The sequence below is a fragment of the uncultured Streptococcus sp. genome, from assembly GCF_938036805.1.
Lineage (GTDB): Bacteria > Bacillota > Bacilli > Lactobacillales > Streptococcaceae > Streptococcus.
Genome location: NZ_CALHWC010000029.1, coordinates 21645 through 39696, shown reverse-complemented (window position 1 = coordinate 39696; position 18052 = coordinate 21645). Strand labels below are relative to the sequence as shown.

General features: G+C 39.4%; 22 protein-coding genes, 2 pseudogenes and 1 other annotated feature. Of the genes and pseudogenes, 3 read left to right on the top strand and 21 right to left on the bottom strand.

Annotated features, from left to right (window positions below; all coding sequences use genetic code 11):
- Window positions 1–985 (bottom strand): ABC transporter substrate-binding protein (locus Q0191_RS01435; protein ID WP_297663148.1); only part of this gene is annotated, 985 nt, incomplete at its 3' end.
- A 267-nt stretch (window positions 986–1252) separates the two neighbouring features.
- On the opposite strand from Q0191_RS01435, the gene Q0191_RS01430 reads away from it, so the two are divergent.
- On the top strand, window positions 1253–1507 hold the full coding sequence (locus Q0191_RS01430) for a metal-sensitive transcriptional regulator (protein ID WP_015605027.1): 255 nt from the start codon (window positions 1253–1255) through the stop codon (window positions 1505–1507).
- Between the two features lie 50 nt (window positions 1508–1557).
- Here Q0191_RS01430 and Q0191_RS01425 read toward each other — a convergent pair whose 3' ends face one another.
- The 10 genes and pseudogenes from Q0191_RS01425 to Q0191_RS01380 all read right to left on the bottom strand — a co-directional run.
- Entirely contained in the window at window positions 1558–1851 is a 294-nt protein-coding gene (locus Q0191_RS01425) for a rhodanese-like domain-containing protein (protein WP_148877155.1), read from the bottom strand.
- Window positions 1848–3500, bottom strand: coding sequence for an FAD-dependent oxidoreductase (locus Q0191_RS01420; protein WP_297663144.1), 1653 nt, complete (start codon window positions 3498–3500; stop codon window positions 1848–1850). The genes Q0191_RS01425 and Q0191_RS01420 overlap by 4 nt, the downstream gene beginning before the upstream one ends.
- Window positions 3501–3516: 16 nt before the next feature.
- Window positions 3517–3822 (bottom strand): rhodanese-like domain-containing protein, encoded by a 306-nt coding sequence (locus Q0191_RS01415; protein ID WP_297663142.1) that lies wholly within the window; start codon window positions 3820–3822, stop codon window positions 3517–3519.
- 130 nt (window positions 3823–3952) lie between these two features.
- On the bottom strand, window positions 3953–4246 hold the full coding sequence (gene rpmA, locus Q0191_RS01410) for a 50S ribosomal protein L27 (RefSeq protein ID WP_005590406.1): 294 nt from the start codon (window positions 4244–4246) through the stop codon (window positions 3953–3955).
- 17 nt (window positions 4247–4263) lie between these two features.
- Window positions 4264–4608: a ribosomal-processing cysteine protease Prp gene (locus tag Q0191_RS01405; protein WP_005590407.1), complete on the bottom strand. Its 345-nt coding sequence runs from the start codon at window positions 4606–4608 to the stop codon at window positions 4264–4266.
- Window positions 4609–4623: 15 nt separating this feature from the next.
- Window positions 4624–4938 carry a 50S ribosomal protein L21 gene (rplU, locus tag Q0191_RS01400; protein ID WP_005591928.1) on the bottom strand — a complete coding sequence of 105 codons (315 nt, stop codon included), beginning with the start codon at window positions 4936–4938 and terminating at the stop codon, window positions 4624–4626.
- A gap of 35 nt (window positions 4939–4973) precedes the next feature.
- Window positions 4974–5061, bottom strand: a sequence feature (ribosomal protein L21 leader region).
- A 105-nt stretch (window positions 5062–5166) separates the two neighbouring features.
- The gene (locus Q0191_RS01395; RefSeq protein WP_297663136.1) at window positions 5167–5766 is read right to left on the bottom strand and encodes a hypothetical protein; all 600 of its coding nucleotides are present in this window, start codon (window positions 5764–5766) and stop codon (window positions 5167–5169) included.
- 74 nt (window positions 5767–5840) lie between these two features.
- Window positions 5841–7055 carry a tRNA uracil 4-sulfurtransferase ThiI gene (gene thiI / locus Q0191_RS01390; RefSeq protein ID WP_297663134.1) on the bottom strand — a complete coding sequence of 405 codons (1215 nt, stop codon included), beginning with the start codon at window positions 7053–7055 and terminating at the stop codon, window positions 5841–5843.
- A gap of 3 nt (window positions 7056–7058) precedes the next feature.
- Window positions 7059–8201: a cysteine desulfurase family protein gene (locus tag Q0191_RS01385; RefSeq protein ID WP_297663131.1), complete on the bottom strand. Its 1143-nt coding sequence runs from the start codon at window positions 8199–8201 to the stop codon at window positions 7059–7061.
- A 120-nt stretch (window positions 8202–8321) separates the two neighbouring features.
- Window positions 8322–8447, bottom strand: a pseudogene (locus Q0191_RS01380) (phosphoenolpyruvate synthase regulatory protein); the annotation flags it as partial.
- Between Q0191_RS01380 and Q0191_RS01375 the strand changes: the two are divergent.
- Both Q0191_RS01375 and Q0191_RS01370 read left to right on the top strand, forming a co-directional pair.
- Window positions 8436–8798: pseudogene (locus tag Q0191_RS01375) on the top strand (putative PEP-binding protein); the annotation flags it as partial. The pseudogenes Q0191_RS01380 and Q0191_RS01375 overlap by 12 nt on opposite strands.
- Before the next feature lie 165 nt (window positions 8799–8963).
- Window positions 8964–9383, top strand: a complete 420-nt coding sequence (locus Q0191_RS01370) for a DUF6556 family protein (RefSeq protein ID WP_297663129.1) — start codon at window positions 8964–8966, stop codon at window positions 9381–9383.
- 172 nt (window positions 9384–9555) lie between these two features.
- Here the strand turns inward: Q0191_RS01370 and Q0191_RS01365 are convergent, their stop codons facing one another.
- The 10 genes from Q0191_RS01365 to Q0191_RS01320 all read right to left on the bottom strand — a co-directional run bounded on the left by Q0191_RS01365 (window position 9556) and on the right by Q0191_RS01320 (window position 18045).
- Window positions 9556–10044: a prolyl-tRNA synthetase associated domain-containing protein gene (locus tag Q0191_RS01365; protein ID WP_297663127.1), complete on the bottom strand. Its 489-nt coding sequence runs from the start codon at window positions 10042–10044 to the stop codon at window positions 9556–9558.
- A gap of 12 nt (window positions 10045–10056) precedes the next feature.
- Window positions 10057–10641, bottom strand: a complete 585-nt coding sequence (locus tag Q0191_RS01360; protein ID WP_048763270.1) for a uracil-DNA glycosylase family protein — start codon at window positions 10639–10641, stop codon at window positions 10057–10059.
- 55 nt (window positions 10642–10696) lie between these two features.
- Entirely contained in the window at window positions 10697–12097 is a 1401-nt protein-coding gene (pepV, locus tag Q0191_RS01355) for a dipeptidase PepV (RefSeq protein WP_297663125.1), read from the bottom strand.
- Between the two features lie 70 nt (window positions 12098–12167).
- On the bottom strand, window positions 12168–12773 hold the full coding sequence (locus Q0191_RS01350; protein WP_297663123.1) for a nitroreductase family protein: 606 nt from the start codon (window positions 12771–12773) through the stop codon (window positions 12168–12170).
- A gap of 75 nt (window positions 12774–12848) precedes the next feature.
- Window positions 12849–14546, bottom strand: coding sequence for an AAA family ATPase (locus tag Q0191_RS01345; protein WP_297663121.1), 1698 nt, complete (start codon window positions 14544–14546; stop codon window positions 12849–12851).
- Entirely contained in the window at window positions 14539–14988 is a 450-nt protein-coding gene (locus tag Q0191_RS01340) for a hypothetical protein (RefSeq protein WP_297663119.1), read from the bottom strand. Before Q0191_RS01340 ends, Q0191_RS01345 begins: the two co-directional genes overlap by 8 nt.
- Window positions 14985–16094, bottom strand: a complete 1110-nt coding sequence (locus Q0191_RS01335; protein WP_297663116.1) for a hypothetical protein — start codon at window positions 16092–16094, stop codon at window positions 14985–14987. Before Q0191_RS01335 ends, Q0191_RS01340 begins: the two co-directional genes overlap by 4 nt.
- A 44-nt stretch (window positions 16095–16138) precedes the next feature.
- On the bottom strand, window positions 16139–16984 hold the full coding sequence (locus Q0191_RS01330) for a metallophosphoesterase (RefSeq protein ID WP_297663114.1): 846 nt from the start codon (window positions 16982–16984) through the stop codon (window positions 16139–16141).
- Window positions 16985–17092: 108 nt separating this feature from the next.
- A complete protein-coding gene (locus Q0191_RS01325) occupies window positions 17093–17548 on the bottom strand; it encodes a DUF4274 domain-containing protein (RefSeq protein WP_297663112.1) in 456 nt (151 codons plus the stop codon).
- An 8-nt stretch (window positions 17549–17556) separates the two neighbouring features.
- Window positions 17557–18045, bottom strand: a complete 489-nt coding sequence (locus Q0191_RS01320; RefSeq protein WP_297663110.1) for an Imm6 family immunity protein — start codon at window positions 18043–18045, stop codon at window positions 17557–17559.
- Window positions 18046–18052: the final 7 nt, after the last annotated feature.

Below are 18052 nucleotides of genomic sequence, written 5' to 3'. Positions count from 1 at the left end.
CCGCTTCTTTTGTTGCATTCTTTTGATCATCACTTGTTTTGGAAGTGTGATTGTATGATTGACGGTTGAAGTTGAAATTAAAGTAATATGAAGTCGCATCCTGTGGACTGTAAAGGATATTATCCGCATATTTCTTCTTAACTGCTGCAAATCCTGAAGTATTTGGATAGAGACGAGCACCGCTATAAGCACCATCGCTGAAGTTGCGAATTAAAGATTCTTGGTCTGACCCATCATAGTAGGTTAATTTGACATGTTCTAGACTGACCTTGTCTTTATCGTAATAATTTGGATTTTTAACAAATTCCATAGAAGACTTAGATGTCAATGATTTCAAAAGGAAAGGACCATTGTAAAGGATGCTTGAAGAATCTACAGAACCAAAATCTTTTCCTTTAGATTTCAAAAATTCTTCATTGACAGGGAATAAGATATTATTCGTAGTTTTAGAGTTCCAATAAGGTTCTGAGCGAGTCAGCGTGTATTGGACTGTGTAATCATCTACCGCCTTCACTCCGACTTTTGAGAAGTCTTTTTCATCGCCTTTGACATAGGCATCTAAGCCACTAATCGAATCTTGAATCAGGTAAAGGGCTTCAGACTTTTGGTCAGCCGCATACTTAAGACCTGTCACAAAGTCCTGAGCTTTAACGTTTGCAATTTCTTCACCTTCAACATTGAACCACTTAGCGTCCTTACGAAGCTTATATGTATAGGTTAGGCCATCTTGAGAAACTGTCCATGATTCTGCTAGAGAGGGAACTAAATTTCCATATTCGTCATTTTCTAAAAGACCATCAACAAGGTTTGTAATAACGTCTGACGTGGTAGCACGGTTGGCTGTCAGGTAGTTCAAGCTATCAGGATCGCTGGCATAAACATAAGAATACGTGGTTGTGCTGGATGAAGATTTGCCACAAGCTGACAAGAGTACTCCTGCACTGAGTACCACCCCAGTAGCTAAAAGCATTTTTGATACTTTCATAAATACACCTCCAAAAATGAGAGAAGTCTCAGAATAAGAGAATCTGAAACAAAGATAGGCCCTTATTTTATTTAGTATTCTCTTAGTTCAATTTCTATGTTATATTTTATAACATAAGCTATTATACCAGAATTCTGATAAAAAGTAAATAGAGGAATCAGAGAGTAATTATGGAAAATTTCTGAAAACTACCTCCAACCAGTCCAATTGACAAATATACAGATTAAGCATATAATAAACTCAATGTAAACAAACGAGGAAATCACCGTGAATTCTAATTATATTACCCGCCTCAAGCGCTCCGAGGGACAGTTAAGAGGCATTCAAAAAATGATTGAAGAGGACAGGGAATGTTCAGATATTCTCACACAGTTATTAGCCGTCCGCTCCAGCGTTGACCGTGTTATTGAGATGGTTATTACTGAGAATTTAACGGATTGCCTAGAAAATCCATCTGATGATCCGAAAAAGCAAAGGGAAAGAATAGAGAAAGCTATTCATTTTCTGGTAAATCGAAAATAAGAAGAAGAGGAAAAAAGGATTCAAGCAACGACTTGAATCCTTTTTATCTTTTATTCCGTCTCTCCAGACCAAGCGTTCATGCCACCTGATACGTTGGTCACATCGAAGCCCTGCATGGCAAGAAATTGGCAAGCAGTCGCTGAACGTGCACCTCCTTGGCAAATGACATAATATTTGTAGTCAGGATCCAGCTTTTTATAGCCAGTTTCCAACTCACTAAGCGGAAGATTTCCAGCATTTGGGATATGACCCGCTTGAAATTCATGTCTTTCGCGCACATCTACGATGGCCAATTTTTCAGATTGATACTGCTTTTCTAAGTCAGCTGCTGATATAGTTTTCATTTTTCTACTCCTTCTGGTTTTACCATTTTATACAAAGCATAAGCTCCGTCTAGATTTTTCACTGCAAATCCTGCTTGTTTTAAGATTCGCTCGGCAATATAGCTGCGCAGACCGCTGTGGCAGCTCACGATATATTCTGCTTCCTTATCCAGCTCAGCCAAGCGTTCTCTGAGTTCATTCAGCGGAATATGGACTGTTTTATCTGCCTTCAGGCGTCCTTGCTTAAACTCATTGAGTGTCCGGACATCTAAAAAGACTTTCCCACTAGCCAACTCGTCTTCCAGCTGGTGCCATTGGATATTTTCACTCAAGCCTTCCGCTAGATTCATAGCTGCATAGCCCAGCATATTGACCGGATCCTTGGCTGAGCCAAAAGGTGGTGCATAGGTGAACTCCAGCTCTGGCAAATCAAAAATCGTGAGATTGCCCTTGATAGCTGTCGCCAAAATATCAATCCGCTTGTCAACGCCTTTTTTACCCACACCTTGAGCACCATAGATTTTTCCAGTTTTTGGCTCAAAGAGCAATTTCAAGGTCAAGTCAGTCGCACCTGGATAGTAGCCTGCATGATCCTTACCGCTGACATGAATCGCTTGATAAGGCAGCTGATTTTGCTGAAGGAAACGCTCATTCAGACCTGTTGAAGCGGCTGTCATGTCAAAGACACGCACAATAGCTGTACCAATACTTCCCTTATTCTTCCGCTCCAAGCCAGCAAGCACATCTGCCACCTGACGTCCTTGTCGATTAGCAGGCGAAGCTAGAGCAATCAAAGCATCATCACCAGTTATTTCCTGCTTAACAAGGATGACGTCTCCGACTGCAAAAATATCTTTCTGACTCGTCTCATAATGTTCATCAACTAAGATTCCCCCACGAAGACCTGTCTCAATGCCTGCTGCCTTAGCCAAGCTATTTTCAGGCTGGACTCCGACAGAGAGAATGATCACATCTGAAGCCAATTTTTGTCCATTTTCCAAGACAATCACTTTGCTATTTTCTTCGAAGCAAGTAGCTGACTGGGAGGTGATGACCTTCACTCCCTTATCGACTAATTCTGCTTGGACAAAAGCTGCCATTTCCTCATCAAGTGGTGACAAAACATGCGGCGCTTTTTCTACGATTGTCACATTCAAGCCACGCTTGCGCAGATTTTCAGCCGTTTCCAGACCGATAAATCCAGCACCGATGACAACAGCCTCTTGAGGCTCTTCATCCAAGGCTAACATGATCTGATCCAAGTCTGGGACATTGCGCAAAGTGAATACATTAGTTGCTTCTGAAAGTCCTTCAATCTCAGGAATAAAAGGCTTCGCTCCCGGTGAAAGAATCAGCTTATCATACTGCTCTGTGAACTCTGAACCGTCATGAGCCACCGTTACTGTATGATCTTCAGGCGAAATCTTCACCACCTCATGAAAAGGTCGCACATCCAAGTTAAAGCGTGCCTTGAGACTTTCAGGCGTTTGAACCAAGAGAGCGTCTCGCTCAGCAATTTCACCAGAAATATAATACGGCAGGCCGCAGTTCGCAAAAGATACAAAAGGACCTTTTTCAAAAATCACAATTTCATCATCTTCCATCAGCCGTCTTAAACGTGTTGCCGCAGACATACCTCCTGCAACTCCACCAATGATAATAATTTTCATTGTTAACCCTTTCTACTTAAATGGTTTTCCCTGTCCAAGCGCTCATACCACCTCGGACATTGACAACATCATAGCCCTTTTTCTTCAGCTTTTTCGCTGCCATCTTGCTCCGCACACCTGAATGGCAAATAACGTAAATCGTCTCCTTTTTAGCTGGAGCAAATTGCCCAATTTGGCTCAAAGGAACATTCTGGGCCTCTTTTATATGTCCTCTACGAAATTCGGATGGCGTCCGTACATCAATTAGTTGGATATTGGACTTCAATCGCTTCTCCAGCTCATCCGTTGAAATACTATCTATCTTTGTAAAAAAATCAAACATATTTTTCTCTCCTTTATACCCCTATAGGGTATATTAAAACACTAAGAAGAGAAAATGTCAAGGAAACAATTTCATTTTCTCCAAAAATAAAAATCCCAATCTTGAGACAGGGATTTTTATCAATAATGAATTATTTCGCAATTGGGTAAACTGATACTTGTTTCTTATCGCGACCTTTACGTTCAAAGCGTACTACGCCTTCAACTTTTGCGAACAATGTATCATCTCCACCACGGCCAACGTTAACACCTGGGTAGATGTGTGTACCGCGTTGACGGTAAAGGATAGATCCTCCAGTTACAGTTTGTCCGTCAGCTGCTTTAGCTCCAAGACGTTTTGCCTGTGAATCACGTCCGTTTGACGTTGAACCTCCACCTTTTTTGTGGGCGAAAAGTTGCAAGCTTGCAAGATTCATTTTTAACATAGTGTTTTTCCTCCGTGTTAGTTTTCTGTGATAACTCTGGTTTGGACGAACTCAGAAGAGTTCTCCGATAAGTTTGCCATTCCCAAGAAAAATGATTCAAAGAAAAGCTGAGTCATTTCTCTCTGATGCGGCGGAATATCCATAGGGATTTCTACTCGTAAATATCCGCCTTCTTCTTCGTTTAATTCTAGGATTGGTTCATAGCCTGCAAATTTTTCAATTGAATTGATGAAATTTATGGCAAGCGTAGAAACCGATGCACACACGACATCAAAGCCGTATTCGCCACTTCCGGCGTGTCCAGTAATTTCCGCACTCCTCAGCTCGCCATCTTCGGCTTTCTCAAAGACTGCCTGTATCATGTGTTCTCCTGTGAATTAAGCGTTGATTGCGTTGATGACAACTTTAGTGTAAGGTTGACGGTGACCTTGTTTGCGGTGGCTACCTTTTTTAGGTTTGTACTTGAAAGTAACGACTTTCTTTTGTTTTCCTTGTTTTTCAACAGTTCCAACTACAGTAGCTCCAGAAACAAGTGGAGTTCCGACAACAGTTTTATCACCACCAACAAGAACAACTTCGTTAAAAGTCACTTCTTGACCAGCTTCAACATCCAATTTTTCAACGTAGATAGCTTGACCAACTTCAACTTTAACTTGTTTGCCGCCAGTTTTAATGATTGCGTATGTGCTCATTATGCACCTCCTATGATTTATTGGGGTTTACCCGTATTTTTGTGAAGACTCGCCTAGCATCGTGGGACGAACCACTTTATACTCACTATGTGAGCAACGATGTTCGAGCGGTTGCACAGGCCGTGCATAGTCAACATTCTTAGTATAGCACTTCTACTAACCTTTTGCAAGTAATTTCATTTAATGAAAACGGATTTTCCACTAAATATCCTCATTCTGTACTTCCATTTATTTAAAATATACAATCTGCCCTTCTTGATTGACATGAACCTCAATAGCTATCGGAGGCTTCAAATGTTTTTTAGCTGATCTGGCAAGACTTTTATTACTATCTGGAACATTGACCTCTCGCTCTTTTCCATCAACGTTAATAGTAAAGGTAATACGAGAATAGGTAGACTTACTTCCTCCGGTCTCGGTATCAACACCAGTCACTAAAGCCGTTTTTAGCTCGGTTATCTGATTAGTAAAATAATGATAGCGCCAAATACCATTGGTAATTCGATAGCCTTCATAAGCAGGAAAGATAAAAAGCATAAGAAGAACGCTAATTATTGTGACAAAAATAGCTCTGCCCGTACTTTTTTGGCTTTGACGTATGGTATTCCATTTATTTCTCATGGCCTTCTTGACAGAGCCAGCTTCCTTAATATCTTTATGATATCCCCAAAATAAGAGAGCATACAAGCTTAGGAAAATCTGGAAATGAACTAAGAGACCAATAAAATAAGTCCAACTGGGCATTCCAAACAGCAAAGCATTATCTTGTCCATCTTTCCAAGACAATGCTCCCATGAGCCCACTCAAAAAGGAATCCCATTCGTTCATAAATATCCCCTTTTATCTTCATCATCAATAGATAGTTTTCCAGATTCTTTCAGTAAAAAGCTACTTCTAAACTCCTACAACAACTCCTCAATCAGCTCGTCAACTTCATCAGTCTCTGCCTGTGGTCTGATTTCAGTGATCATGATGCCTGCAATAGCGCGTTCTACCAAACCTTCAACATCTAGACGAGCTTCGTACTGCTCGGCATTCTTGATTTTCGGATTGGTTTTAGGTCGGTCAGGTGCAAAAATAGTACAGCAGTCTTCAAATGGCTGGATAGAAATTTGGAAAGTATCAATTTTCTCTGCAATCTCAATAATTTCCAGCTTGTCCATGGTCACGACTGGACGGATAACCGGTGTATTGGTCACGGCGTTAATAGCCTGCATACTCTCGATGGTTTGACTCGCCACCTGACCAAGACTTTCTCCGTTGATGATGACTTGACCACCCCGCTCCTCTCGAATCCGATCCGTAATACGCATCATAAAGCGACGAGTCAGTGTCATGAGGTAGGCTTCTGGAGCCTTGGCCTTGATTTCCTCTTGAATTTCTGTAAAAGGGACTTCGATAAACTGGATATTGCCGCCAAACTTGGTCAGTTTTCGTGTCAAATCTTGAGCTTTCTTCAAAGCACCTGGACTGGTGTAAGGTGGACTGGCAAAGTGCACTGCCTCGATATCTACACCGCGCTTGAGAGCCAGATAGCCCGCCACTGGTGAGTCAATCCCACCTGAGAGCATGAGCATGCCTTTTCCTGAAGTACCGACTGGCAAACCTCCAGCACCACGAATGGTCTCATAGGAGATATAGGCCGCTTCTTCACGAATTTCAACGCGCAGATCAATATCTGGCGCTTTCATTTTGACCTGAACATTGGGAATGGCCTCAAAAACAGCATCACCAAGTGTCTGGTTAAGCTCGCGGCTATCCAATTCAAAGTTGTGATCACTGCGCTTGCTAGAAATCTTAAAGGTCATACCCTCTTGATAGACTTCCTTCATGATGGTTTGGACAGCTTCGATTAGGGCTGGCACAGATTTTTCAATTTTGTAAGATGGCGAGAAATTCTGAATTCCAAAAATCTGTTTGAGCGATTCAGCGACAGGCTGATAGTCTGTTCCGTGCAGATAGACATGGGTCCGGTCGCGGTCAGCCTTGACATGGACCTGCGGATAGACTGACAAAACAGCTTGGATATTGCGTTTAAGTTTGTTGATAAAGCGCATGCGGTTCTTGCCCTTGGTTGAGAGCTCACCGTAGCGCACCATAATTTCTGAATATTGCATTGTTTACCTTACTTTTCTGGTTTTTTCGTAAATGATTTTAAAGGTTGTTAAAAATTGCTCTATCTGGCTCATGTCATTATCAGCATCCAAACTAATACGGACAGCGGTCTGAGCGAGAGACTTTTCGACACCCATAGCAATCAAGGTCCCTGCCGGCTTACCAGCCTTGGAAGAGCAAGCGCTGGTCGTCGAGATATAAATCTCGTAGTCTTCAAAGGCATGGACGACAACTTCACCTCGTACTCCCTTGATACCAAAGGTCAAGATATGAGGCGCAAAATCTTCCATGTCTGAGAAAATCACCACATCTGGATACTTCTGTAGCTCTTCAAGAATAATCGCCTTCATCTGGGCCGTCCGCTGGGCAAATACTTCATGCTTTTCCATGGACAAACGCAGAGCCTTGGCCGTGGCTGCAATGCCGGCGAGATTTTCCGTTGTGGAGCGCTTATCCGACTCCTGACCACCACCAGTCAAAAGTGGACTAATTTTCTTGCCAGACTTGATATAGACAAATCCTACGCCCCGAAGACCGTGAAATTTGTGACTGGAGAAGGTTGCAAAATCCACGCGATCCGTCAGATAAGCAGCTGTCGGAATCTTCGTTACAGCCTGCACAGCATCCACATGAAAGGAAATGGTTAGCTTGTCTGCTAGCAGTTCTGATATTTGCTGGATAGGCTGAATACTGCCGATTTCGTTATTGACAGCCATGACCGAAACCAGAGTGGTATCTGGTCGAATCAGCTCTGCCAACCTATCTACATCAACAAAACCTGCCTTATCAACTGGTGCAAAATCGACTTCAAATCCTTGGTTCTGCAACCAGAGAGCTGATTCTTTAACCGCAGGATGCTCAATGTTGGATACGATAATGTGTTTACCAAAGGGAATCTTTTCAAAAGCAACTCCCTTAAGCACCCAATTGTCCCCTTCTGTCCCTCCAGACGTAAAAAAAATCTCCGACGAAGACTTGCCTAAAAGCTCAGCTATTTGCCGACGAGAAGCTTCTAAGAGACGGGTCGCCTGACTGCCTAAACTGTGCAGGCTGGAAGGATTGCCCCAAATTTTAGAAGCCACTTCTGTGTAAGTAGCTAGCGCTTCTGGATAGGGCTTGGTCGTCGCTGAATTATCTAAATAAATCATCTTTTTCCTCTGTTTTTATCAGTAAAAATCAATACTCCTATTGTAACACGAAACGAGGATAGGAACAAGAAAAGGGCGCAGTTCCTACCTGATAAATTTAGGAACCGGCCCTGAAGACGATTACTTCGCCTCACCAATCATATCTAACTTTTTTAAATAATCTTCAATCAGGAAAGCTGTCTCTTCAATTGATTTATCTGTAATATTGATGACCTCCGTCTGATATTTTCTAACAACTTCTTCAGCTTTGGAACCAATGACTTGACCCAGATGACTTTTGGCTTTTCAAGGGATGATATCGGAAAATTCCTCAATGATTATAAAGAGAAAAAGTTGCTGACGCAGGATCCCTTCCAAAGACTTGACCAAGAAGGTGTCGGCCAATTGATGAAATCGGCCATTGAAAAAGCTCGCCAAGTAGATCCAACCTTGTCCATCGGAGTTTGTGGCGAAGTTGGTGGTGATCCGGCTTCCATTCCTTTCTTACAAGAAATAGGAGTCACTTATGTCTCTTGCTCCCCTTATCGAGTCCCAGCTGCTCGGCTAGCCGTGGCCCAAGCTGCCCTTGACTCTGAAACGATACCAAAACAGCTCTAACATTTTGATAAAACTAACAGCTCTAAGAGGCTTATCTCTCCGCCTTTTAGAGCTGTTGTTATTTATCTTTTGTGTACGTTTTCATTTAAAAAATTCAGATTTTTGGAAGACTTTTCTAAATAAAAGACGTATAATAAATTAAGAACGAAAAGGAGCGACTTTTACATGGAAAACTATTCTCGCAAAGAAAAACATAACAGCACTTCAAATCGAAAACCAGCTAGTCAGCATATTAAAACTGGCTTTTCTGCCCTACAAAAGACTATTGCTACAATTGCCAGTCTTCTTTCAATCGTCATTGCTTGCTTTACCATCATGAACCTTATGAACAACAATGACTCAAAATCAAAAACTGATACAGGCAACTCGACAACAACTACTACCATCATCAAAGAGGTAGAAAAAGAGTCTACATCTATTAGCTCGACTCCAACAGAAACTTCTGCTTCTACTGAGACCGAAACATCATCAAGCTCCTCAAGCGCAGAAACGAATACGAGCCATACAACTCCTTCCACTGATAGCAGTTCGACAAGCCAAGACCAGCATACAACAACAGAGTCCAGCACTCAATCATCCAACTAGGAAGATTTGGAAGAGTGCCCCTTATCCAATCTGTCCAATAAAGCCTGAATATCACTCAGGCTTTTTCTATTACCAGCCTTCTTTTACTATTTGAGAAAAATTCTTGGCCTTTCTCTAATTTTTGGAGCCAAAAAAACTGTGAGACCAAGAAGCCCCACAGCATTTTCAAAAATTATAGTTCCAAAATTTGATAATCATAGCCCAGATGAGTCAAGAACTTAAAAAGATCTCGGGTCGCGACAAAAATCGTCTTTTCATTGGTATTGGGATGGAAAGTCATGATATCCTCTGATACAATGTCCTTATCAAAATAAACTTGAATATCTTTTTCTTCATTATTTAACAAACCAAAAGGCGATACCGTTCCTGGTGGCAATTCCATTTTTTCAAAGAGAGAATCCGCTGAAGCCATGCGGATGCGGTTGGCTGAGACCAAGTCTTTAAACAAGTCCATATCTAGACTCTTTTGGTCATCCATAATCAGCAGATAATATTGAGTTTTCTTCTTATTGGTCAAAAACATGGACTTAGTCCGAACTCCTTCCATGCCTTCAATATAGCTATCTGCCTGCTCTGTCGTAAATGCAGGCGGGTGCTCCACCACATCAAAGGGGATCCCCAACTCTTGCAACTTGTTAGCTACTTGTTGATAAGCATCCATAGTTTTCCTCCTCTATTGATGAATAATCTTTTGTACCAATGCTTGCAATTCTGGCACCACTTCTGCCTCAAACCAAGGATTTTTCGCCATCCAGATTTGATTGCGGGGCGATGGATGAACCAAGGGAAAAAAGTCTGGCAGGTAGTCTTGATAATGCTGGACCGTCTCGGTCAGCTTAACTGTACCTTTTTGATGCAGATAGTATTTCTGTGCATACTGACCAATCAAGATAGTCAACTCAATATCTGGTAGGAGCTCTAAAATCGGCTGATGCCATTTCTCAGCAAAGCCCTTACGAGGTGGTAAGTCCCCAGACTTACCATGCCCAGGGAAATAAAAATCCATGGGCAGAACTGCAAAATATCCAGACTGATAGAAAGTTTCCTCATCAACACCCAACCATTCTCTCAGCCGGTCACCACTCTTGTCCTTCCAGTAAAGCCCCGCCTGCTGGGTTTTCAGGCCTGGCGCTTGACCGACAATATTAATCCGAGCATTCTTAGGCGCCGCAAAGAGTGGGGTGATTCCCTGTTCTGTGAAAGCTTTATTCTGTGGGTCAGCTATAATGGCCTTGGTAATATCTTCTATTGTCTGCATCATATTTCCTTCCTTGAAAAGAAACTCACCTGGCATAGCCAAATGAGTTCTTATCTTATTTGATCAATTCGTAGATAGCTTCCGCATAGATAGCAGCCGCGCGGAATAGATCTTCAACATCGATAAATTCATTGGCTTGGTGCATAGTGTCGATATAGTCTGGGAACATCGCGCCGTAAGCGACACCACGTTTCAAGAGGCGTCCAAAGGTACCACCACCGATAACTTGCTCATGACCTTTCAGTCCCGTTTGTTTTTCATAAACAGCCAGCAAGGTCTGCACCAACGGATCTTCCATCGGTACATAGTGAGGAGTATGTCCATGCTCAGATAAGGTCACTTTAGTCACCGGCAACTGTTCTAACACATTTTGAATGGCTTCTGGACTAGTTCCCTTAGGATAGCGAATATTGAGGGCAATTGTATTGTCGGCCTTGTTTTCGTCAAAACGGAAAACGCCCGCATTCATTGACAGAGCTCCCATCTTCTCATCCACATGAGCAATCCTCAAGTTCTTACCCTCATGGTCATTTAGGAGAATATTTCCAGCCACATCTAGATAATCCTTAGCTGGGCCAGCAAAGTCAAATTGCGTTAGGAATTTGGCCAGATAGGTTGCACCATTGACACCAGACTGAGGAGAGGCACCGTGCGCAGACTTACCGATAATGGTCACAGTGACTTGGCCACCAGCTAGTTCTTCATAAGTAAAGTCTATCCCATTTTCCTTAGCAAATTGCTCCAATTTATCAGCTAGATTTGGCAATTGACCTGACACAATGGCTGTACCAGACTCAGGTACCATGTTCTCCCGCAAGCCGCCAGTAAAGCTATGCAGGCGTGCTGCGCCAGCATTTTCACCAGCAAAATGCAGGTACTCTGTGATATTTCCTTTTTCACCATTGATAATCGGGAACTCAGCATCTGGCGAGAAGCCGAAATCAGGCTCAGGCAGGCCTACATGAGCAAAGTAATACTCCATGTCTTTCCAGCCAGACTCTTCATCTGTCCCCACCACAAAGCGCACGCGCTTAGAAACCGGCAAGCCTAAGTCTTTGATGATTTTCAAGCCGTAGTAACATGCCATAGTTGGTCCCTTGTCATCACTAGAACCACGGGCATAAAGACGGCCATCCTTAATCGTCGGTGTATAAGGGTCTGTATCCCAACCGCTTCCAGCAGGTACCACATCCATATGGGCAAAGATACCCAGCTCTTCTTCCCCTTCACCAAAAGTAAAGTGACCAGCATAATTATCCACATTTTGAGTCAGGTAACCATCGCGTTCAGCAATTTCCAAGAACTTATGCAAGGCCTTTACAGGACCAGGTCCAAAAGGATGCTCCTTGTCTGCCTTAGAATCATCCCGCTCTGAATTAATTTCTAAAAGGCTGAACAAGTCCGCCAACAGAGCTTCTCTACGTTTTTCAACTTCTGCTTTAAAATCAATTGTCATTTTCTCACCTCTATAAAACACTTCGATTTAAAATATCTGAATTAAATCGCGATTTCTGTTTTTTACTTTATTAACGCTTTTCGATAATCTCGTCAACTGGTAAACGATAGCTAGGCTCTAGCTTATCGTCTGTATAACCAACAGTAATCAAGAGTTCCGGACGGAAGCGCTCATCAATCTCCAAAACTTCGTTGACTTTTGATTTATCAAATCCTAGGATGATATTGGAGCCAATACCTTGGTCAGTCAAGGCCAAAACAAGGTTCATAGCTACCAAGCCAGCGTTAAGAGCCAAGTAATCACTCTTTTGCTGGTCATTATAGCGAGCAAACTCAGCTGGCAAATTCTGCATGTAAAATTGGAGCTGTTCATCAGAAAAATTTCTTACTCCAGCGACACGCGCGATTTTTCGTGCCCGCTTGGCCAAATCCGTATCTGTCAAGAGGGCAATTGTCACTGGAGCTTCCTTGATTTGATCTTGGTTAGAGCCAAAAGCAATGCCCGCTAGGGCCTCATTTCTCTCACGAACCACCACGAACTTCCAAGGCTGACTATTGTGAGCGCTCGGTGCCAAGGTCGCAATCTCAATAGCTGTGCGGACATCTCTAGGATCTACTGGTTTATCATTGAAATGCTTAGTCGCATGACGCTTTTTGTTTAATTCGAGAAATTTCATAATTGATTTCCTTTTCTAATTCTACTGTATCCATTCTACCATATTTTGAAAGAGAAAGGGGTAAATAGCAATTATCTATATAAATGGATTAAAGCCGCTCTTCTCTTCTCCTAGATCCAATTCTATATAATGAATCTCATTTAAATTTAACTCCTCTGGCCGTTTATCGTCAAACATAATTATTTGAACAATATCTTCATCTGCATTTAGTTCATTAAGAATATGTCCCACCGCTCTTTGATTCTCTTCCGAAAAATCTTTGGATATATGATCTAATACTAATAGTGGGATTACTGGATATTTCCCTTCTTCTAAAAGCATTTTTATAAATGCTATATAACCTGAGAGTTGAATAAGAGTTTTTCGAGCTTTGCTTCCTACAAGGATACTATCTCCTTTAGATATTTTAGGTTGTAGAATACAACCATTTTTTATAAATTCGATAAAAAAATTATCTCGCTCCACATCTTCTAAAACAAATTTTGATACCGAGCTACTAGAAATATATATATCAGTAATAGTTTTTGATAAATTAGAAATCTTTTTCTTGTCATCCTCATTTTGGAGTTCATTTAACTCTTTCCTTAATTCACGTATTCTCGTTTTCAACTGCTCTAGTTTAGAATTGTTAACAACGAAGTCTTGTTGCAAATATTCTTCTAGTAAAACTATCGCTTTAACCTTATCCTCCAAAGAAAAAGGTCTCAGTCCAGATTCTTTTCTGTTAATAATTCTCTTTAGCTCAAAACTCTGTTTTTCAAGTGCTTCCACTGTCTTATCTTTTATTATATAATTACTAAAGTCAAGATCCCCTTCAATAGAATGTAACACTTGCTCAATTGGTTCAACTAAATATTTATATTCTTCGTTCTCGTCAATTAATCTTTTCAAGGATTGGAGCATTTGAGAGCGATTTTTATTGATTCGCTGATCTTGTTTTAGTACTGAAATATTATTTCTATAAATTTTGATTTGCTCATCCAAACTATTCTTTTGAGTCAATAAATCTGCTAATGATTTATCATCTGTTGCCCCTATTTTCTGACTTGATTGTTTGACTGTATTCAATTCAGCAAGTATCTTATCTTTATTCAAGCCACTAAATTGAACTTTAATCCCCAAAATATTTAGATTTTTATTAATCTCCGATATAAAAAAATCACTTTGTTTTGTTTCAGTTTCCAATTGTGCTAATTCTTGTTTGCTATGTTTTATATCGTTTAATAGTTTTGAAATTTCTTCTAAGCGAGGATTAAAAATGTAATTCATTAGAGGATTTAGTCGAACAGAATATTTAATATCAGATGCTTTGTCCCAAAAATTTTGTAACTGCCCTTGTCTATTTTCACCTAAAAAATTAAACATTGTAAATTGTCTAAATGTAATATTCTCACCAGTAAACTCTTTTATTTTTCTTTGTTCCTCATCATTGCTAGAAAAAATTGAATTTAATTTACTTTTATATTCTGTTGAATCAATTGGTTTTGCTGTTTCCTGATTATCCAAATAAAAATAATTTTCTTCTCTGTCTAATATACGACATACTTTAAAAGTATGACCTTTATATTCAAAAATCATCTCTGTACTAACAATTTTTTCTGCCCCTTCTAGGTTAGACTTTAATGAACCTCCAAGTATATAGTCTATGAATTGATAAAAAACAGTCTTTCCTTTAGAATTATCTGCTCGTATATAATTCACTCCTTCTTGAAAATCATATGTATATGAATTATTTTCGCCATCAAAAATACTTATCGAATTAATTTTAAACATTTCCAAGAACCTCTTTCATAAATTGTTCATCACTGATATGCCTACTCTCTTCAATTGATTTATGAATAAAATAACTAATTTTATATCTATGCTCAATTGGAACCTTACCATCTTTATTAAAAAATGCACACCCATCAATGATTTTTATAATTTTATTTTTACTAAGTAAATCGAGTGCTCGAAGTATAAATTGGATACTGTCAAATAGTCTTTCCATATCTCCCGACAAGAGTGATATTAATCTTTCAGTAACATTCTTTTTAGTTTTTGCATCATAAATTGATTTAAAATAATAATTATCTTTTTTTATCAGATAACTAAAAATCATTAATTTTGAAATACTTAAATTATTATGTTCTTTCAAAATTAAAGGGATAACATCGCAATATATTGCAAGTTGTAATATTTTATACTGTTTTTCTAATTCTCCGCTACTATTCATACTTCATCCTTCCATGATATTAATCTATCAACTTCAGCATCCCTAGTTAAATAAATACTACTCCCGAATTTGATTTGTTCATTTGTTGCGTATGAGTTTGATTTTTTATTAATTTCAATTAATCTTTCTATTGGAAAGTCATTCTTTTGCCTATTTAACTCAGTAATGGTTTCTTGATAGTTTTCATATGTGGTTTCTAATAAATTATCGTAATCTCTATATAAACCAGTTTCTAAAGAATTGCGCAAAGCATTTTCAAAATAGAGTTTATGAATAAGATGTTTTTTCAACTCCCCTTCGGTAAGATCACAATATTGGAGTTGAATAAACTCCCTAGATGTAACTATTTTTAAATCTTCTAAATCAATTTTATTAGTTTGCTTAAAATCTACATAACTAGGCTCGCTTCGTTCTTTTGTAAAACGCCTCGCGATATCTTCGACCATATCTATAAAAGACTTATAGTCTAAAGAATAAGTTAATCGACGTCGTGCATTATTTATAATTTGACAAGTAATATGGCGACACAACTCCTCCACTCTCTGTTTATAAACGACTTGACTATATACTTTATGAAATATATCAGTAAACTTAGCATCTATTAACTCATCAATATTATCCAACTGTAATTGAAACTTCTTTTTAATGATACCTATTGTCGTTTCTAATTCATCTTTTGTTAAATTTTTTTCTCTAAGTCTTTGATCTAATGAATCTTTACGCTTTGATGATGAAGTTTCAATGTCATTATAGAGAGTATCTACTAATTTATCATCGAATAATTCACCGTCCATATATCCTTCTAATACAAGATGATATTCATATATATTTTTATTTTCTAATTCAAGAATCAACCAATTTTTTAATATTTTCTTCATATCAGCTTGCTTCAATTCTGATTTTTTAACTTGAATAGCTTTGAAAGTTGGTGCCCCTTTTACAAATATATTAGAATCTATCTCATCTAAATTGTCATTTTTAAAACTAATATCATCTAAGATTTCATACCTTAAACTCTCCCCATCCGATATTTCAGATAGATAATAGATAAAAACTTTTATTTGAAAAGCGAAACCACTTAAACTAATAATTCCATGATTTGTCATATTCGTCTCCAGATAAATTAGCATTGTTAACTACTGGTTTTATTTTACGATAATTCTTTTAAGAAATCAAAATAATCCTTCACATCCTCTACATACCCATACTTGTCATTCAAGTAAGCCAATAATTCTCGGTTATGGCCTTGATAATTATCTTCGTGACGTAATTCTTCATACATTTCGATGAAAGGGAGAGCTTTTTCTTTAGCCAATTCCAACTCTGCTTCGTAATCATAGGCGACTTTTCGGAATTGGATGTTTACAAGTTCCCCGTCTTCAACTTCTAGCAATGCATACTGGGCACGCTGATTTTTCAAGGCTGGCCAATCAAAATAGGGCATGCCAATTGAACCGGGGTTGATAATTTGTTGCCCTTGGCTGCCATAGCGAAGCAACTGCTTGTGGACATGACCGTAAACTGCCACATCAGTCTCCTCATCAAATAGCTGGTCAAAGTTGTCCGTATGATTGTCAACCAATAAGTCACTCCCATAATTCTTGTCAGGCAAGTTATGCGAGAGCGAAAAACGCAGGCCATCAATTTCTTTCTTCGCAACCATTGGCAGACTCCGCAGCCAAGCAATCTGATCGGAATCCATTCGCTCCATCAAATACTGCGTCATGCGCAAAAGTTGGACTTCCTGTGGGTCTTCTAAGCCATATTGCCCATCTAAGGCCTCTAATACGCAATCATCCCAGTTTCCGCGGACAGTCGCTGTGATAGGCAGATCTTTTAACAAGGCTAGCAAATCATTTTCCCCCGGACCAGGGAGAAAAATATCCCCCAAAAGCCAATATTCTGTTGCTTCCTGTCTTTTAGCATCTGAAAGAACTGCCTTCAAGGCCGTGGTATTCCCATGTATATCAGAGAGAATCGCGATTTTATGTTTCATTCTTACTCCTTCACGAACGATTACTAAGTTTGAATCTAGTATAACAAAATATCTCAAAAAACGTAAAAACCATCCCTAGTCCTTTGGATGGCTCTACTATTTATTTCATTAAATGACCACATTCAAATCTTTTCCCGAAATGCCATCAAGAAATACTTCATCAATTTCTGGTTTTAATTTTTTCAGTTTAATTTTTTGAATCTTTGTTAATTCTGGCTGAAAAGAGATCGTCCCACTTGGAAATTGACCTCTGAGAATTTTGGTATAAACATTTTTTACAAAATCTTCCCACTCCGTTGATAGCAAATTTGCAAAGGCTGCCTCTCCCTCAAGTAAATACCTGATGCCATCTGCACGATAAAAAGCTAATAAAGCCACTGAAAGACTACACTTGGAATGATTAAGCACTACTTTTGGCACTTCAAATCCATTATCCCAGTTAAAATTGTCCAGCAAGACAAACAGTTCATCCTCCGTTTGAAGCTGATCAAGGCTCGCCACAGCTTTAGCATTGCTTTCAGCATACAAAATATCAGATATTTGTTGAATTTGTCGATTATCCATTTCAAATGTCAACTCCCTTCTAATAATCCTAATCTTTCCAATGTTTGCAAGGCAGTATTTTTTGAAGGCGGACAATCATTCTTCAAAAAGTTCTTAATCTCTTCAAGATGATTATAAAAATTAATATTGATTTCTTTTAAATTCGCAATAAATAAGTCTATTAAGCTTGAATCAATATTTTCCAAAGGGGAAGGCAGTTGTTGCTGATTGTCCAGCAGATAGGCTTCTTTAGCAGTTGCTCCGATTGCATAGCTAAGATTGTCCCAAGATGGAATATTAGCCTCATTCTCGTCTAATTGCATATAGATGAAAATTCCCTTAAAATCGGTTCCATCATCTAGCAGACTATAAAGCTCTTTGCCCGTTTTGTTTTTATTTTCCACAAAACTCCAGCAAGCATCCAAAGCAACTCGAATTTGTGGCTTATATTCTGTTTCCATATGACTTAAGATAGCTTCTGAATAGACCAGCATGAGATAAAGTTGATTGGTATTCATATGCTCG

Coding starts and splice junctions, on each gene's coding strand:
- Q0191_RS01425 (WP_148877155.1), bottom strand. CDS start 1,851: ATGAAAACTATATCAGCAGCTGACTTAGAAAAGCAGTATCAATCTGAA.
- Q0191_RS01420 (WP_297663144.1), bottom strand. CDS start 3,500: ATGAAAATTATTATCATTGGTGGAGTTGCAGGAGGTATGTCTGCGGCA.
- Q0191_RS01415 (WP_297663142.1), bottom strand. CDS start 3,822: ATGTTTGATTTTTTTACAAAGATAGATAGTATTTCAACGGATGAGCTG.
- rpmA (WP_005590406.1), bottom strand. CDS start 4,246: ATGTTAAAAATGAATCTTGCAAGCTTGCAACTTTTCGCCCACAAAAAA.
- Q0191_RS01405 (WP_005590407.1), bottom strand. CDS start 4,608: ATGATACAGGCAGTCTTTGAGAAAGCCGAAGATGGCGAGCTGAGGAGT.
- rplU (WP_005591928.1), bottom strand. CDS start 4,938: ATGAGCACATACGCAATCATTAAAACTGGCGGCAAACAAGTTAAAGTT.
- Q0191_RS01395 (WP_297663136.1), bottom strand. CDS start 5,766: ATGAACGAATGGGATTCCTTTTTGAGTGGGCTCATGGGAGCATTGTCT.
- thiI (WP_297663134.1), bottom strand. CDS start 7,055: ATGCAATATTCAGAAATTATGGTGCGCTACGGTGAGCTCTCAACCAAG.
- Q0191_RS01385 (WP_297663131.1), bottom strand. CDS start 8,201: ATGATTTATTTAGATAATTCAGCGACGACCAAGCCCTATCCAGAAGCG.
- Q0191_RS01370 (WP_297663129.1), top strand. CDS start 8,964: ATGGAAAACTATTCTCGCAAAGAAAAACATAACAGCACTTCAAATCGA.
- Q0191_RS01365 (WP_297663127.1), bottom strand. CDS start 10,044: ATGGATGCTTATCAACAAGTAGCTAACAAGTTGCAAGAGTTGGGGATC.
- Q0191_RS01360 (WP_048763270.1), bottom strand. CDS start 10,641: ATGCAGACAATAGAAGATATTACCAAGGCCATTATAGCTGACCCACAG.
- pepV (WP_297663125.1), bottom strand. CDS start 12,097: ATGACAATTGATTTTAAAGCAGAAGTTGAAAAACGTAGAGAAGCTCTG.
- Q0191_RS01350 (WP_297663123.1), bottom strand. CDS start 12,773: ATGAAATTTCTCGAATTAAACAAAAAGCGTCATGCGACTAAGCATTTC.
- Q0191_RS01345 (WP_297663121.1), bottom strand. CDS start 14,546: ATGTTTAAAATTAATTCGATAAGTATTTTTGATGGCGAAAATAATTCA.
- Q0191_RS01340 (WP_297663119.1), bottom strand. CDS start 14,988: ATGAATAGTAGCGGAGAATTAGAAAAACAGTATAAAATATTACAACTT.
- Q0191_RS01335 (WP_297663116.1), bottom strand. CDS start 16,094: ATGACAAATCATGGAATTATTAGTTTAAGTGGTTTCGCTTTTCAAATA.
- Q0191_RS01330 (WP_297663114.1), bottom strand. CDS start 16,984: ATGAAACATAAAATCGCGATTCTCTCTGATATACATGGGAATACCACG.
- Q0191_RS01325 (WP_297663112.1), bottom strand. CDS start 17,548: ATGGATAATCGACAAATTCAACAAATATCTGATATTTTGTATGCTGAA.
- Q0191_RS01320 (WP_297663110.1), bottom strand. CDS start 18,045: ATGAATACCAATCAACTTTATCTCATGCTGGTCTATTCAGAAGCTATC.